Genomic DNA, 13,862 nt, shown 5'->3' with positions numbered 1-13,862 from the left:
CTAGGCGGATCTGGCCGTGAACAGACGGAAGGCTTCCAGTGTCTCGGCGCTGACGTGATGCTCGATGCCCTCGGCGTCGCGGCGGGCGATCTCGGGGCTGACACCGAGCGCGCAGAGGAACTGCTCGACGATGCGGTGGCGCTCGCGGCTCTGCACGGCCAGGGCCTGCCCGGCCTCCGTGAGGAAGACGCCCCGATAGGGGCGCTGCTGCACGAGGCCGTCTTCGGCGAGGCGCTTCAGCATCTTGGCGACGGTCGGCTGGGCCACGCCGAGGCGCGCGGCGATATCCACCTGCCGCGCCTCGCCGCCATCACCGATCAGGTCGGCGATGAGCTCGACGTAATCCTCGACGAGTTCCAGCCGGCGCGCCTCGCGGGCCTGCCGGAAGCTCTCCACGTGGACGTCGGGATCGACCAGGGAGGTGTCGGGCGCGGAGGACGTCGAATCCTGCATGTGGCCGGCGAACTCCCCCGAACAATGGCGCCCTCGAACGGGAGCCCGAGCCGGTTTGTACCGAAGCCGCGCCCCGGATGGGAGCCCCCGGGGTCCGAAAGCCGCCTCAACCGCGCAGGTGAGCCACAAAATCCCGCGTGAACCGGGGCAGATCGTCCAGCGAGCGCAGGCAGATCGTGAGATCGCGCAGGGCCCAGGCATCCTCCAGGGGCACGATGGCGAGGGCCATGGTGCGCGCGGCACGGGCCGCAGTGGTCTCGGGGACGATGCCGAGGCCGACGTCGCAGGCCACGAGCCGGCAGATCGCGTCGAAACTGCGCAGCTGCACCCGGAGGCGCATCGGAGGCCGGCCCGTGCGCGCGGCCTTGTCGGCCAGGAAGCGGGTGAGGGCGCTGGTCCGGTCGAGGCCGACCAGGGGATGCTCGATCACCTCCGCGAAGGCGACCGAGGCGCGCGCCGCCAGGGGGTGCCCGGTGGCCGCCACCATGACGAAGCGGTCCTGCCGGAACGGATAGGTCTCCAAGGCGCCGGTATCGACGGTGCCGGCGACGATACCGAGATCGGCCGAGCCCTCGGCCACCAGCCCGACGATCTCATCCGAGGTCCGCTCCTCGATGTCCACGCTGACACCGGCCTGACGGGCCAGGAAGGCGCTCAGGACCTCGGGCAGGAATTCCGTGAGGGCGTTGGTGTTCGAGACGAGGCGAATCTGCCCCACGGTGCCGCCCGAGAAGGCGGCCAGGTCCTCCTGCATCCGGTCGATCCCGTCGAGGAGCCCGCGCGCATGGGCGAGGAGCGACCGCCCCGCCGGCGTCGGCACCACCCCCTGGCGCCCCCGCGTCAGCAGCGCGGCCCCGAGGGTCTCCTCCATGGCGCGGATGCGCACGGAGGCGGCGGCGAGGGCGAGATTCGCCCGGGCCGCGCCGTGGGTGATCGAGCCCGCCTCCACCACGTGCCGGAACAGCGAGAGATCGACCAGATCGAAGCGCATCATCGGCTCGGGGCCCCCCTGCGCAGGGCGACCCTTCGCGGTTCCGTCAGCACTTCCTTAACCCTGTGGGTGCATCGTGCCGGCATGGTGGTCCGTCGTCGCGTCCGTGCTGTTCTGATGCCCCTCGGCCTCTACGCCGTGTCGGGCCTCGTCGTGGGCTTCTTCGTGCATCAGGCCGAAAGCGGCAACCGCGGCCTCGAGGCCAAGCGCGCCCTCAAGGTCCAGGCCCGCGCCCTGAATCAGGAGCTCAACGCCGCCAAGGCGGACCGGACGATCTGGGAGCACCGGGTGGCCCTGCTGCGCAGCGATCAGATCGATCGCGACCTCCTGGAGGAGCGCGCCCGCGTCATGCTCGGCCGTGTCCATGCCAACGACGTGGTCATCATCGATCCCTGATCGGCCCCGGACGGCGAAACCCGTCGCCCGCGCAGGCGCTTCGCAACTGACAACTTCCCCGTTCTGTCGGGTGGGCGGCCTCGCTTTCACTTCGGGCGTGCCCTAGAACCCCGGGTGAACAGATGGTCCCGGGGAGTTGCCGATGGATGCCGCGAAGGATGCAGGCCAAGCCGCCTCCGACATAAGCCGGGCGGGGGCTGAGCGATCCGGGGGGGCGAAGCCCACGGGCGCGGCCGAAACCCACGCGCCGGCCCCGAACGCGCCGCAGTTCACCCGCGAGGAAGATCTCCACGCCTATCACGAGATGCTGCTGATCCGGCGCTTCGAGGAGAAGGCCGGACAGCTCTACGGCATGGGCCTGATCGGCGGCTTCTGCCACCTCTACATCGGCCAGGAAGCGGTGGTCATCGGCATGCAGATGGCCTCGGTCGACGGCGACCAGGTCATCACCGGGTACCGAGACCACGGCCACATGCTCGCCTGCGGCATGGATCCGAAGGGCGTCATGGCCGAGCTGACCGGCCGGCGCGGCGGCTACAGCCGCGGCAAGGGCGGCTCGATGCACATGTTCTCCCACGAAAAGCAGTTCTTCGGCGGCCACGGCATCGTCGGCGCCCAGGTCTCGCTTGGGACGGGGCTGGCCTTTGCCGACGCCTACAAGAAGAACGGCAACGTCAGCCTGACATACATGGGTGACGGTGCGGCCAACCAGGGCCAGGTCTACGAGAGCTTCAACATGGCGCAGCTCTGGAAGCTGCCGGTGGTCTACGTGATCGAGAACAACCGCTACGCCATGGGCACTTCGGTGGCTCGCGCCTCGGCCCAGACCGACTTCTCCCGGCGCGGCATCTCCTTCGGCATCCCCGGCGAGCAGGTGGACGGCATGGACGTGCGCACCGTGCGCGAGGCGGCGACCCGGGCGATCCAGCACGCTCGCTCGGGCGAGGGCCCCTACATCCTCGAGATGCAGACCTACCGCTATCGCGGCCACTCGATGTCCGACCCGGCCAAGTACCGGACCAAGGACGAGGTCTCGAAGATGCGCGAGGAGCACGACCCGATCGAGATGGTGCGCAAGCGCCTGATCGAGATGCACGGGGTGCCCGAGGCCGAGCTGAAGGCCGCCGACGCCAAGGTGCGCGAAACCGTGAACGAATCCGCCGAGTTCGCCACGCACGATCCCGAGCCGGATCCGTCCGAGCTGTGGACCGACATCCTGCTGGAAGCCCGCGCCTGAGACCCATCATGTGTCGGAGATGGGGCGGCATCCCGCGCATGCGGCCGCACCCCCCGTCTCCGAAGGGCTGACCGCCTCATCCTCGATCGACGAGTATTTCATGGCGACCGACATCCTGATGCCCGCCCTCTCCCCGACCATGGAGGAGGGCAAGCTCTCGAAGTGGCTGAAGAAGGCGGGTGACCCGGTCAAATCCGGCGACGTGCTGGCCGAGATCGAGACCGACAAGGCGACCATGGAGGTCGAGGCCATCGACGAGGGCGTGCTCGCCAAGATCCTCGTCGAGGAGGGCACCGAGGGCGTGAAGGTCAACACGCCGATCGCGATCATCGCCGCCGAGGGCGAGGACGTTTCGGCAGCGTCCGCTGGCGGCGGTGTCCCGAAACCCGAGACGTCCGCGCAGCCCGCTCCGGCGCCCGACATGCAGGCCGAGGGCCAAGCCGAGAAGCCGGCCCCGAGCGCCAAGACCGGCGACGACGCGCCCAGGGCCCCGGCGGCCCCCGCCACCATCACCAACAAGGCGCCGGCGCCGGTCATGGAGGAGTTTCCGGAGGGCACCGAGATGGTCTCGACGACCGTCCGCGAGGCCCTGCGCGACGCCATGGCCGAGGAGATGCGCAAGGACGACGCCGTCTTCGTGATGGGCGAGGAGGTCGCCGAGTACCAGGGCGCCTACAAGATCACGCAGGGGCTGCTGCAGGAGTTCGGCGCCCGCCGCGTCGTCGACACCCCGATCACCGAGCACGGCTTCGCCGGCATCGGCGTCGGCGCGGCCTTCACGGGCCTGCGTCCCATCGTGGAGTTCATGACCTTCAACTTCGCCATGCAGGCGATCGACCACATCATAAACTCGGCGGCCAAGACCCTCTACATGTCCGGCGGCCAGCTCGGCTGTCCCATCGTGTTCCGCGGCCCCAACGGTGCGGCCGCCCGCGTCGGCGCCCAGCACAGCCACGACTACTCGGCCTGGTACTCCAACGTGCCCGGCCTGAAGGTCATCGCGCCCTACACCGCGTCGGACGCCAAGGGCCTGCTCAAGGCGGCCATCCGCGATCCCAACCCGATCATCTTCCTCGAGAACGAGATCCTCTACGGACAGAGCTTCCCGGTGCCGAAGCTCGACGACTTCGTGCTGCCGATCGGCAAGGCGCGGATTCACCGTCCCGGCACCGACGTGACCATCGTGTCGTTCTCCATCGGCATGACCTACGCCCTCAAGGCGGCGCAGGCCCTCGCCGAGGAGGGTATCGAGGCGGAGGTGATCGATCTGCGAACCCTGCGCCCGATGGACACCGAAACGGTGGTGGAATCGGTGAAGAAGACCGGCCGCTGCGTCACCGTGGAGGAGGGCTTCCCGCAATCGGGCATCGGCGCCGAGATCTCGGCCCGCCTGATGGTCGATGCCTTCGACTACCTCGACGCCCCGGTCCTGCGAGTCACCGGCAAGGACGTGCCGATGCCCTACGCCGCCAACCTCGAGAAGCTGGCGCTCCCCAACGTCGCCGAGGTGATCGAGGCGGCAAAGGCGGTCTGCTACCGCTGAGGGCCGCGCGCGTTCCCCTCCCACTCTCCCCGTCCGGGGGGAGACCGGAGACGAGATGATGACCGACAAATTCGAAGAACTGTCCGCCCCGCCGGATGCCCTCGAGAACGGTGGCGTCGAGGTCCTTCGCGCCAGCGTCGTCGACGGGGCCGTGAGCATTGCCCTGCGGCGCTCCTTCGACGACGCAGCCACCTGGGGGCGCCTCCTCGCCGATCTCGCCCGTCAGGCGGCGCGGGTCTACGCGCTAGAGACCGAGATGTCGGAGGATGACGCCTTCGCGCGCATCCGCGCCGGCTTCGAAGCCGAGAGCCTCGACCCCGACGCGCCGATTCTGAACTGACCGCCGCTCCCCCGATATCGCCCGCTGACGATCAGGATTTCCCCCCATGCCGATCAACGTCCTGATGCCCGCCCTGTCGCCCACGATGGAGAAGGGCAACCTCGCCAAGTGGCTTAAGAAGGAGGGGGACGCGGTGAAGTCCGGCGACGTGCTCGCCGAGATCGAGACCGACAAGGCGACCATGGAGGTGGAGGCCATCGACGAGGGCGTGCTTGCCAAGATCCTGGTGGCCGAGGGCACGGCCGACGTGCCGGTGAACGACCTGATCGCCATCATCGCGGCGGACGGCGAGGACCCGGCCAGCGTGCAGGCCCCCGGCGGCGGGGGCGCCGAGGCCTCGAAGGCCGAATCCCCCAAGGCGGAGGCGACCGCCGAGAACGCCACGCCCGGCGGCGGAACGATGTCCTACGCCCGGGTGAACGAGGCCCCGGACGGCGCGAAGCCCACGGGCGGCAAGAGCGAGGGCGCGAGCCCCGGCGCCGCGCCCTCGAACGAGGTCGGACGCGTCTTCGCATCGCCGCTGGCCCGCCGCGTCGCCAAACAGGAAGGCGTCGATCTCGGCGCAGTGACGGGCTCCGGCCCGCGCGGGCGGGTGATCGAGCGCGACGTCCGCGCGGCGCTCGCGGCTGGAACCGGCAAGGCGGCCCCCGCCGCCGCGCCGAAGCCCGTCGAGGCCCCGCAAGCGGCGCCCGCGCAGGCCACACCGCCCCCCGCCAAGGCGGCGCCCCCCGCCGGCCTCTCCGCGGACCAGGTACGCGGCTTCTACCCGAAGGGCACTTACGAGGAAGTCCCCCTCGACGGCATGCGCAAGACCATCGCCAAACGCCTCACCGAGGCGATGCAGCTGGCGCCGCACTTTTACCTGACGGTGGATTGCGAGCTCGATGCGTTGATGGCCCTGCGCGAACAGCTCAACACGAGCGCTGGCAAGACCAAGGACGGCAAGCCTCTGTTCAAACTTTCGGTCAACGACTTCGTCATCAAGGCGATGGGCCTCGCCCTGATGCGGGTGCCGGCGGCCAACGCCGTCTGGGCCGAGGACCGGATCCTGCGCTTCGACAATGCCGAGGTCGGCGTGGCGGTCGCCATCGACGGCGGCCTGTACACGCCGGTGATCCGCCGGGCCGACCAGAAAACGCTCTCCACCATCTCCAACGAGATGAAGGACTTCGCCGCCCGGGCGCGGGCCAAGAAGCTGAAGTCCGAGGAATACCAGGGTGGCGTCACCTCCGTGTCCAACCTCGGCATGTTCGGCATCAAGCACTTCACGGCGGTGATCAACCCGCCGCAATCTTCGATCCTGGCGGTGGGTGCGGGCGAGAAGCGCATCGTGGTCCGCGACGGCGCCCCGGCCGTGGCCCAGGTGATGACCACCACCCTGTCCTGCGACCACCGCGTCCTCGACGGAGCGTTGGGCGCCGAACTGATCTCGGCGTTCAAGGCGCTGATCGAGAACCCCATGGGGATGCTGGTTTAGGCGGGACGGAGCGTCCGCCTGGCGAATACGGCTGAATCACCCCCACCCCGGTCCCTCCCAGTGCGTGGAGGACGTAGGAGCGCCCAATGGCCGACACCTATGACATCCTCATCATCGGCGCCGGCCCCGGCGGCTACGTGGCGGCGATTCGGGCGGCGCAGCTCGGGTTCAAGACGGCGGTGGTGGACCGCGAGCATCTCGGCGGCATCTGCCTGAACTGGGGCTGCATCCCCACCAAGGCGCTGCTGCGCACGGCCGAGATCTACCACTACATGCAGCACGCCTCCGATTACGGCCTGTCGGCCGAGAAGGTTGGATTCGACACCGCGGCAATCGTCAAGCGCTCGCGCGGGGTCTCGACCCGGCTGAACGGCGGCGTCGGCATGCTGCTGAAGAAGAACAAGGTCGACGTGATTTGGGGCGAGGCCACCATCACGGCGGCCGCCAAGGGTAATCAGCCGGGCCAAGTCACCGTCAAGGAGACCACCCGCGCCCCGGCCCCCAAGGGCGCTCTGGCGGCGGGCGCCTATTCGGCCAAGCACATCATCGTCGCCACCGGAGCGCGGCCCCGCGCCATACCGGGCATCGAGCCGGACAAGAAGCAGATCTGGACCTACTACGAGGCCATGGTGCCAGAGACGATGCCGAAGAGCCTGCTGGTCATGGGCTCCGGCGCCATCGGCATCGAGTTCGCCTCGTTCTACCGCACCATGGGCGCCGAGGTGACGGTGATCGAGCTGCTGCCGCAGATCCTGCCGGTGGAGGACGCCGAAATCGCTGGCCTCGCCCGTAAGCGCTTCGAGAAGCAGGGCATCAAGATCCTCACCGGCACCAAGGTGACGAAGGTAGAGAAGTCCGCCGACGCCGTTACGGCGACGATCGAGACGGGGGACGGCAAGTCCCAGCAACTGACGGCGGAGAAGCTGATCTCGGCGGTGGGCGTCGTCGGCAACATCGAGGGCATCGGACTCGAGACTCTCGGGGTTACCATCGAGCGCGGGATCGTGGTCACCGACGGCCTCGGGCGCACCAATGTGCCCGGCGTCTACGCCATCGGCGACGTCGCCGGGCCACCGATGCTCGCCCACAAGGCCGAGCACGAGGGCGTGCTCTGCGTCGAGACGATCAAGGGCCTTCACACCCACGCCATGGACAAGGCCAAGATCCCCGGCTGCACCTACTGCCAGCCGCAGATCGCCTCGGTGGGCCTCACCGAGGCCAAGGCCAAGGAGCAGGGCTTCGCCGTGAAGGTCGGCCGGTTTCCCTTCGCGGGCAACGGCAAGGCCATCGCGCTGGGCGAGCCGGACGGCCTGGTGAAGACGATCTTCGACGCCAAGACCGGCCAGTTGCTGGGCGCCCACATGGTCGGCGCCGAAGTCACCGAGCTGATCCAGGGCTACGTCGTCGCCATGAACCTGGAGACCACCGAGGAAGACCTGATGCACACGGTCTTCCCGCACCCGACGCTCAGCGAGATGATGCACGAGAGCGTGCTGGATGCGTACGGGAAGGTGATCCACACCTGATCCCGCGCTACGACCCAAGCGGCACAGCCCCTCCTCCGCGGCCGCGCCGAGCGCCCGCCTCGCAAGCCGCCGGCCAAGGCAACACCCGAGCGCCCGCCGACCGGAACGATCGCGTGCCGCGCACAGGAGAGCCCGCGCTGGATGGACACGTCTACGGCGCCCTGGGTCAGCCCGGCGTCGCCTTGCTCATGGCGATCGTCGTCGGGGCGCTGGCGGGATGGCTCGCCGAGCGGTTGACCGCGGCGAACGTGGATCGCCTTGCCAATATCGTGACGGGGATCCTCGGCGGCCGACTCGGCAACGGCCTCGCCCACAAGCGGCCCATCCCGATCTTCGGATTCTCGCACAACCCGATCTCGGCGACGGTCGGCGCGATCCTCATGGCCACGATCGACCCGACGGTGGCCGGACGCCGGTATTGAGCCGGCGGCGAAGCTGACGAACGACGGCCCCTGTCGCGCCGTTCCGCCGCGGCGGGTTTGCGGTCGGGGGCGTCACGCCTTAAGTCCTGGGCACGCGCCGGCGTCTCGCGGGCGAATCCCGTGGATTGTCATGGCCGTCGTCCTCGACCTCCTTCGTAACGACCAGCGTCCGCGCCACCCCGAGAAGGCGCACCGGCCCGATAAGCCGATTCAGCGCAAGCCCGACTGGATTCGCGTGAAGGCCCCCGGCTCCAAGGGCTGGGAGGACACGCGCAGGATCGTCCACGAGCACGGCCTCGTCACGGTCTGCGAGGAGGCCGGCTGCCCCAACATCGGCGAGTGCTGGGAGAAGAAGCACGCCACCTTCATGATCATGGGTGACACCTGCACGCGGGCCTGCGCCTTCTGCAACGTGCGCACCGGCCTGCCGGAGGGCCTCGATGTGGGCGAACCCGACAAGGTCGCGGATTCCGTTGCCAAGCTCGGCCTGCACCACGTGGTGATCACCTCGGTGGATCGCGACGATCTCGCCGATGGCGGCGCCGAGCACTTCGCCCGCACCATCCGGGCGATCCGCGCGCGCAGCCCCGCCACAACCATCGAGGTGCTCACCCCGGATTTCCTGCGCAAAGCCGGCGCCCTTGAGATCGTGGTCGCGGCCCGGCCCGACGTGTTCAACCACAACATGGAGACCGTGCCGGGTAATTACCTCACGGTCCGCCCCGGCGCGCGCTACTTCCACTCGGTGCGCCTGCTCCAGCGCGTGAAGGAACTCGACCCGACCATCTTCACCAAGTCCGGCATCATGGTCGGCCTCGGCGAGGAACGGAACGAGGTGGTTCAGCTCATGGACGACCTGCGCTCGGCGGATGTCGACTTCCTTACCATCGGCCAGTACCTCCAGCCGACCAAGAAGCACCACGAGGTGGTGCGCTTCGTGCCCCCGGACGAGTTCAGGGGCCTGGAAACCACCGCCTACACCAAGGGCTTCCTCCTCGTCTCGGCGACGCCCCTGACCCGCTCCTCCCATCACGCCGGAGAGGATTTCGCAAAGCTGAAGGCGGCCCGTCTCGCCCGCATCGCCAACGCCTAGAGTCTCGATGCCCTCATTCCGGATCAACCGCGCGGTGCACCACTCGCCGCGCCAGATGTACGACCTCGTGGCCGACGTGGAGCGCTACCCGGACTTCCTGCCCCTCTGCGAATCCCTGCGTGTGCTCCGGCGCCAGCCGGGGGCGGACGGCACGGAGGTGCTCGTGGCCGAGATGGGCGTCGGCTACAAGGCGATCCGCGAGCGCTTCACCACGCGCGTCACCCTCGACCCCCAGAACCTACGCATCGTCGCCGAGTACATCGACGGCCCGTTCCGCCACCTCGAGAACCGCTGGGCCTTCAAGGAAGCCGAGGACGGGGCGTGCACGATCGACTTCTTCATCACCTACGAGTTCAAGAGCCGGACGCTCGGGATGCTCATGGGCACGATGTTCGATCGCGCCTTCCGCAAGTTCACAGACGCCTTCGAGGCGCGGGCGAACCGGGTCTACGGCGCGGCCTGAGCCGCGCCGCCCTTCACGCCGCCACCACGCCGCCGCTGGCCTGGCGCTCGAACAGGGCGCGGTAGCGTCCCCCCGGCCGAACCCGCAGGTCGTCGTGGGTCCCGTCCTCGACGATGCGGCCGCCGTCGAAGACGAGGATCCGGTCGAGCGCGCGCACGGTGGAGAGCCGGTGCGCGATCACGATGGCCGTGCGCCCGCGCATCAGCCGCTCCATCGCCTCTTGGATCAGCGCCTCCGATTCCGAGTCGAGGCTCGAGGTGGCCTCGTCGAGAATGAGGATCGGCGCGTCGGCCAGGAAGGCGCGGGCCAGCGCTACCCGCTGGCGCTCGCCGCCCGAGAGCTTGACGCCGCGTTCGCCCACCAGAGTGGCGTAGCCTTGAGGCAGGCGGGCGATGAAGTCGTGTGCGTTGGCGAGGCGGGCCGCGCGCGCGATCTCGTCCGCCGAGGCCCCGGGGCGGGCATAGGCGATGTTCTCGGCCAGCGACCGGTGGAACAGGACGGGCTCCTGCGGCACGATGGCGATGTGGGCGCGCAGGGACGCCTGCGTCACGCCGGCGACGTCCCGCCCCTCGATGCAGACGCGGCCGCCGGTGACGTCGTAGAGGCGCTGTACCAGCTTGACGAAGGTCGTCTTGCCGGAGCCCGAGCGGCCGACGAGCCCGACCCGCTGCCCGGCGGGGATGTGCACCGAGAGGTCGCGATAGAGCGGCGTCGCGTGCCCGGCATAGTGGAAGGTGACGCGGTCGAACCGGAGGTCGCCGCCCTTTGCGACGAGCGCCGTGGCGCCCGGCCGATCCGCGACGCCGTAGGGCTCGGCCTCGAGGGCCACGAGTTCCTCCATCTCGTTCACCCCCCGCTGCACCCGGTTGATCTGACTGCCGATGTCCCGCAGGTAGCCATGCACCACGAAGTAGGTGGTGAGCACGTACGCCACGTCACCGGGAGTCGCCGCCCCCGTCCACCACAGCCACATGGCCGTGCCGACGATCGCCGTGCGCAGCAGGAGGAGCAGCGCGAACTGCGCCGTGATGCTCCAAGTGATCCGCATCCAGGTGCGGTGCGTGCGCCGGTTCCACTTGCCGAGGAGCCGCGCGAGGCGCGCATCCTCGCGCGCCTCGGCGCCGAAGGCCTTGACCACCGCATTGGCCCCGACTGCGTCGCTCAGGGCTCCGCCGAGCCGGGAATCCCAGACGTTGGAGAGCTGGGCCGCCGGTGCGATGACCCGCGTGGCGAGGGCCACGACGATGCCGAGATAGATCAGCGAGCCGAGGCCGATCACCAGCCCCATCACGGGCCATTGCAAGCCGAGGAGCAACATGGTGCCGACGAGCACCACGAAGGCCGGCAGCAGTTCCAGCAGCAGCGTGTCGTTCAGGCCTTCGAGGGCCCACATCCCGCGCGAGACCTTGCGCACGGTGGAGCCCGAGAAGCTGTTGGCGTGCCACTCGGTGGAAAGGCGCTGAACCCGGTGGAAGCCTGCCTGTGCCACCGTCTGCATGGTCGAGAGGGTGAGCGGCACCACCAGGGACCAAGCCACGTGACGTAGACCCAGGGTGACGAGCCCGAGGCCGCCCATGGCGGCGAAGGCGACGAGGGCATCCAAGCGGGCCGACGCGCGGTCGACGGCCGAGAGCGCGTCGACCAGCCGACCGGCGAACAGGGGCAGGAACACGTCGGCCAGGGTCGATCCGACGATCGCCGCGACGACACCGCCGAGGAGGCGGAGCCGACTGCGCCACTGGCGGACGAGGAACGCGAGAACGGCCCGATAGGCCTTCGCGCCTTTCAGGCGGTCGAGAATCATGGACGCGATCACGGCGCGGAACGCGCGCCGACTCCGTGGACGGCCCGGGCGCCGCAGCGAGTGGCCGAAGAAGGGGGGACGGAACGGGGACGCGCTGGCGCGCTCAGGCGCGCGGCGACGTCAGACCGGCAGGCGCACGCGGCGCGGGCGGGCCGGGGCGGCGAACGATATCGATGTCATGCAGCCTCCCCATGGGTTCGCGGACGAACACGGCGTGGGTGCGCCGTGAGTGGCATCCTGGCAGTCGGGCGTGTCGGTTTCAAGACGTAGGTGCGAGGACCGATTCGAGGAGGCCGAGCGCATCGGCCACCGCCTGCCGGCGGATTTCGGTACGGCCGAGGTCGCCGTAGCGACGCTCCAGGTGGCGCACGGTGTTGCCCCTGGCGGCGAGACCGAAATGCACGAGGCCGACCGGCTTGTCGGCGCTGCCGCCGCCGGGCCCGGCGATACCGGTGATCGCGACAGCGACACTGGCGCGGGCATGGGCCAGGGCCCCATCGGCCATGGCGCGGGCCACCGGCGCACTCACTGCGCCGTGGGCGGCGATGAGGTCGGCGGGTACGCCGATGCACTCGGATTTCGCGGCGTTCGAGTAGGTGACGAAGCCACGCTCCACCACCGCCGAGGAGCCCGGGATCGCGGTGAGCAGCCCGGCGACGAGGCCGCCGGTGCAGGATTCGGCCGTGGCGACCGTCAGGCCCGCCGCCGCGTAGGCGGCGACAAGCACCTCCGCCCGGGCCAGCAGGGCGGGATCGTCGATCACGCGCGGCGCTCGGACGTCTCGTCGGCGGCGTTGAGCTCGGCCGTCATCTCGGGCAGCCGCACCGTGGCGGCGGCCTGGGCGGCGAGGCCCTCGGCGCGGCCGATGAAGCCGAGCTTCTCGGTGGTGGTCGCCTTGATCGAGACGGAACTCAGCGGCACGCAGGCGATCTCGGCGATGCGGGCGCGGATGGCTTCGCGATGCGCGCCGATGCGCGGGGCCTCGGCCAGGACGGTGATGTCCAGGTGGTCGATCTTGCCGCCGCGCGCTCGCACCAGGTCCACCGCATGGGCGAGGAAGCGGTCGGACGAGGCGCCGCGCCACTGCTCGTCACTCGGCGGGAAATGGGTGCCGATATCGCCGTCCGCGATTGCACCGAGCAGGGCATCGGTGAGGGCGTGGAGGGCGACGTCGCCGTCCGAGTGGGCGAGGACGCCCCGGTCCGCCGGGATCTTCACGCCACCGAGCCAGACATGGTCGCCCTCCGTGAAGGCGTGGACATCGAAGCCGGTACCGAGGCGGGTGACGTAGGTGGTCATGGGATGGGCCTCGCTCAGGGCGGTGGGGTGTTGGCCGGAGAAGCCGCGATCGGCCTCGATCAGGTCGGCCGGCTGGGTGATCTTGCGGTTGCGCGGGTCGCCCTCGAAGACGACGACGGCTAAGCCGGCCCATTCGGCGAGGGCCCCGTCGTCGGTGAAGGCGTGCAGATCGGCCTCGGCCGCGCGGCGATGGGCGTCGCGCAGCGGGCCGTAGGCGAAGGACTGGGGCGTCTGAACCGCGCGCAGGCCCTCACGCTGCGGCGTCTCGCGGACCCGGCCGGTGCCGTCGCCGAGGTCCTCCACCACCTTGATCGTGTCGGTGACGGCGATGCCCGGCACGGCGGCGCGATGGTCGCGGCCGGCCACCAGCGCGCGCTCGATCAGGGCCACATCCACGTGCGGACGCGCGGCGTCGTGAACGAGGACGAGATCCGGTGCGCCGGCTCCGTCCAGGGCCTCGAGTCCGGCGCGGACCGATTGCTGGCGGGTGGCGCCGCCGGGCACGGGATCGGCGAGCTTGTCCCGGATGGCGGCGTCGAGATCGTCGAGGCAGGCGCGATAGAAGTCCGCGGCGTCCGGGGCGATCACCGGCTGGATTCGACCGATGCCCGGATGGGCCGCCAGGGCCGCCAGCGTCCGGGTCAGCACCGCCTGGCCGCCGACGCGGCGGTACTGTTTCGGGGTGTCGCCCCCGATGCGGATGCCGCGACCGGCGGCGACGACCACCGCTGCCGCATTCCACGCGGTACCGGACATGGGTATGCTCCCGCGCTTCGGGTGTGTGAAGATTCGCGCACCGACCAGTCCCACGCGCGCGC

Annotated in this window: 14 protein-coding genes; 9 read left to right on the top strand and 5 right to left on the bottom strand. The window is 69.8% G+C overall.

What is annotated here, in order from left to right; translation table 11 throughout:
- Both mntR and ASF20_RS07345 read right to left on the bottom strand, forming a co-directional pair.
- Positions 1 to 453 (bottom strand): manganese-binding transcriptional regulator MntR, encoded by a 453-nt coding sequence (gene mntR, locus ASF20_RS07350; protein ID WP_055953004.1) that lies wholly within the window; start codon positions 451 to 453, stop codon positions 1 to 3.
- Positions 454 to 559: 106 nt separating this feature from the next.
- Positions 560 to 1,447: a LysR substrate-binding domain-containing protein gene (locus ASF20_RS07345; RefSeq protein ID WP_200917646.1), complete on the bottom strand. Its 888-nt coding sequence runs from the start codon at positions 1,445 to 1,447 to the stop codon at positions 560 to 562.
- 81 nt (positions 1,448 to 1,528) lie between these two features.
- Here ASF20_RS07345 and ASF20_RS07340 point away from each other — a divergent pair, with 81 nt between their 5' ends.
- From ASF20_RS07340 to ASF20_RS07300, 9 genes are all read left to right on the top strand, one after another.
- Positions 1,529 to 1,840: a septum formation initiator family protein gene (locus tag ASF20_RS07340; RefSeq protein ID WP_056272518.1), complete on the top strand. Its 312-nt coding sequence runs from the start codon at positions 1,529 to 1,531 to the stop codon at positions 1,838 to 1,840.
- A gap of 142 nt (positions 1,841 to 1,982) precedes the next feature.
- A complete protein-coding gene (pdhA, locus tag ASF20_RS07335) occupies positions 1,983 to 3,077 on the top strand; it encodes a pyruvate dehydrogenase (acetyl-transferring) E1 component subunit alpha (protein ID WP_056272515.1) in 1,095 nt (364 codons plus the stop codon).
- Between the two features lie 100 nt (positions 3,078 to 3,177).
- Positions 3,178 to 4,620, top strand: coding sequence for a pyruvate dehydrogenase complex E1 component subunit beta (locus ASF20_RS07330; RefSeq protein WP_056273658.1), 1,443 nt, complete (start codon positions 3,178 to 3,180; stop codon positions 4,618 to 4,620).
- 58 nt (positions 4,621 to 4,678) lie between these two features.
- Positions 4,679 to 4,960, top strand: coding sequence for a DUF5076 domain-containing protein (locus ASF20_RS07325; protein ID WP_056211469.1), 282 nt, complete (start codon positions 4,679 to 4,681; stop codon positions 4,958 to 4,960).
- Between the two features lie 46 nt (positions 4,961 to 5,006).
- On the top strand, positions 5,007 to 6,437 hold the full coding sequence (locus ASF20_RS07320) for a pyruvate dehydrogenase complex dihydrolipoamide acetyltransferase (RefSeq protein WP_056272514.1): 1,431 nt from the start codon (positions 5,007 to 5,009) through the stop codon (positions 6,435 to 6,437).
- 86 nt (positions 6,438 to 6,523) lie between these two features.
- Entirely contained in the window at positions 6,524 to 7,963 is a 1,440-nt protein-coding gene (lpdA, locus tag ASF20_RS07315) for a dihydrolipoyl dehydrogenase (protein ID WP_056272510.1), read from the top strand.
- A gap of 113 nt (positions 7,964 to 8,076) precedes the next feature.
- Positions 8,077 to 8,385, top strand: coding sequence for a GlsB/YeaQ/YmgE family stress response membrane protein (locus ASF20_RS07310; protein WP_244476352.1), 309 nt, complete (start codon positions 8,077 to 8,079; stop codon positions 8,383 to 8,385).
- Positions 8,386 to 8,515: 130 nt separating this feature from the next.
- The gene (gene lipA, locus ASF20_RS07305) at positions 8,516 to 9,478 is read left to right on the top strand and encodes a lipoyl synthase (protein WP_056211279.1); all 963 of its coding nucleotides are present in this window, start codon (positions 8,516 to 8,518) and stop codon (positions 9,476 to 9,478) included.
- Between the two features lie 7 nt (positions 9,479 to 9,485).
- Positions 9,486 to 9,941: a type II toxin-antitoxin system RatA family toxin gene (locus ASF20_RS07300; RefSeq protein ID WP_056272507.1), complete on the top strand. Its 456-nt coding sequence runs from the start codon at positions 9,486 to 9,488 to the stop codon at positions 9,939 to 9,941.
- Between the two features lie 13 nt (positions 9,942 to 9,954).
- On the opposite strand, the gene ASF20_RS07295 is transcribed toward ASF20_RS07300, so the two are convergent.
- The 3 genes from ASF20_RS07295 to ASF20_RS07285 all read right to left on the bottom strand — a co-directional run bounded on the left by ASF20_RS07295 (position 9,955) and on the right by ASF20_RS07285 (position 13,800).
- The gene (locus ASF20_RS07295) at positions 9,955 to 11,745 is read right to left on the bottom strand and encodes an ABC transporter ATP-binding protein (RefSeq protein ID WP_056272504.1); all 1,791 of its coding nucleotides are present in this window, start codon (positions 11,743 to 11,745) and stop codon (positions 9,955 to 9,957) included.
- 259 nt (positions 11,746 to 12,004) lie between these two features.
- Positions 12,005 to 12,508 (bottom strand): CinA family protein, encoded by a 504-nt coding sequence (locus tag ASF20_RS07290; RefSeq protein ID WP_056272500.1) that lies wholly within the window; start codon positions 12,506 to 12,508, stop codon positions 12,005 to 12,007.
- Positions 12,505 to 13,800 (bottom strand): bifunctional 2-C-methyl-D-erythritol 4-phosphate cytidylyltransferase/2-C-methyl-D-erythritol 2,4-cyclodiphosphate synthase, encoded by a 1,296-nt coding sequence (locus ASF20_RS07285; protein ID WP_056272497.1) that lies wholly within the window; start codon positions 13,798 to 13,800, stop codon positions 12,505 to 12,507. The genes ASF20_RS07290 and ASF20_RS07285 overlap by 4 nt, the downstream gene beginning before the upstream one ends.
- Positions 13,801 to 13,862: the final 62 nt, after the last annotated feature.

The organism is Methylobacterium sp. Leaf88, from assembly GCF_001422795.1.
Lineage (GTDB): Bacteria > Pseudomonadota > Alphaproteobacteria > Rhizobiales > Beijerinckiaceae > Methylobacterium.
This window is presented reverse-complemented; position numbering and strand designations above follow the sequence as displayed.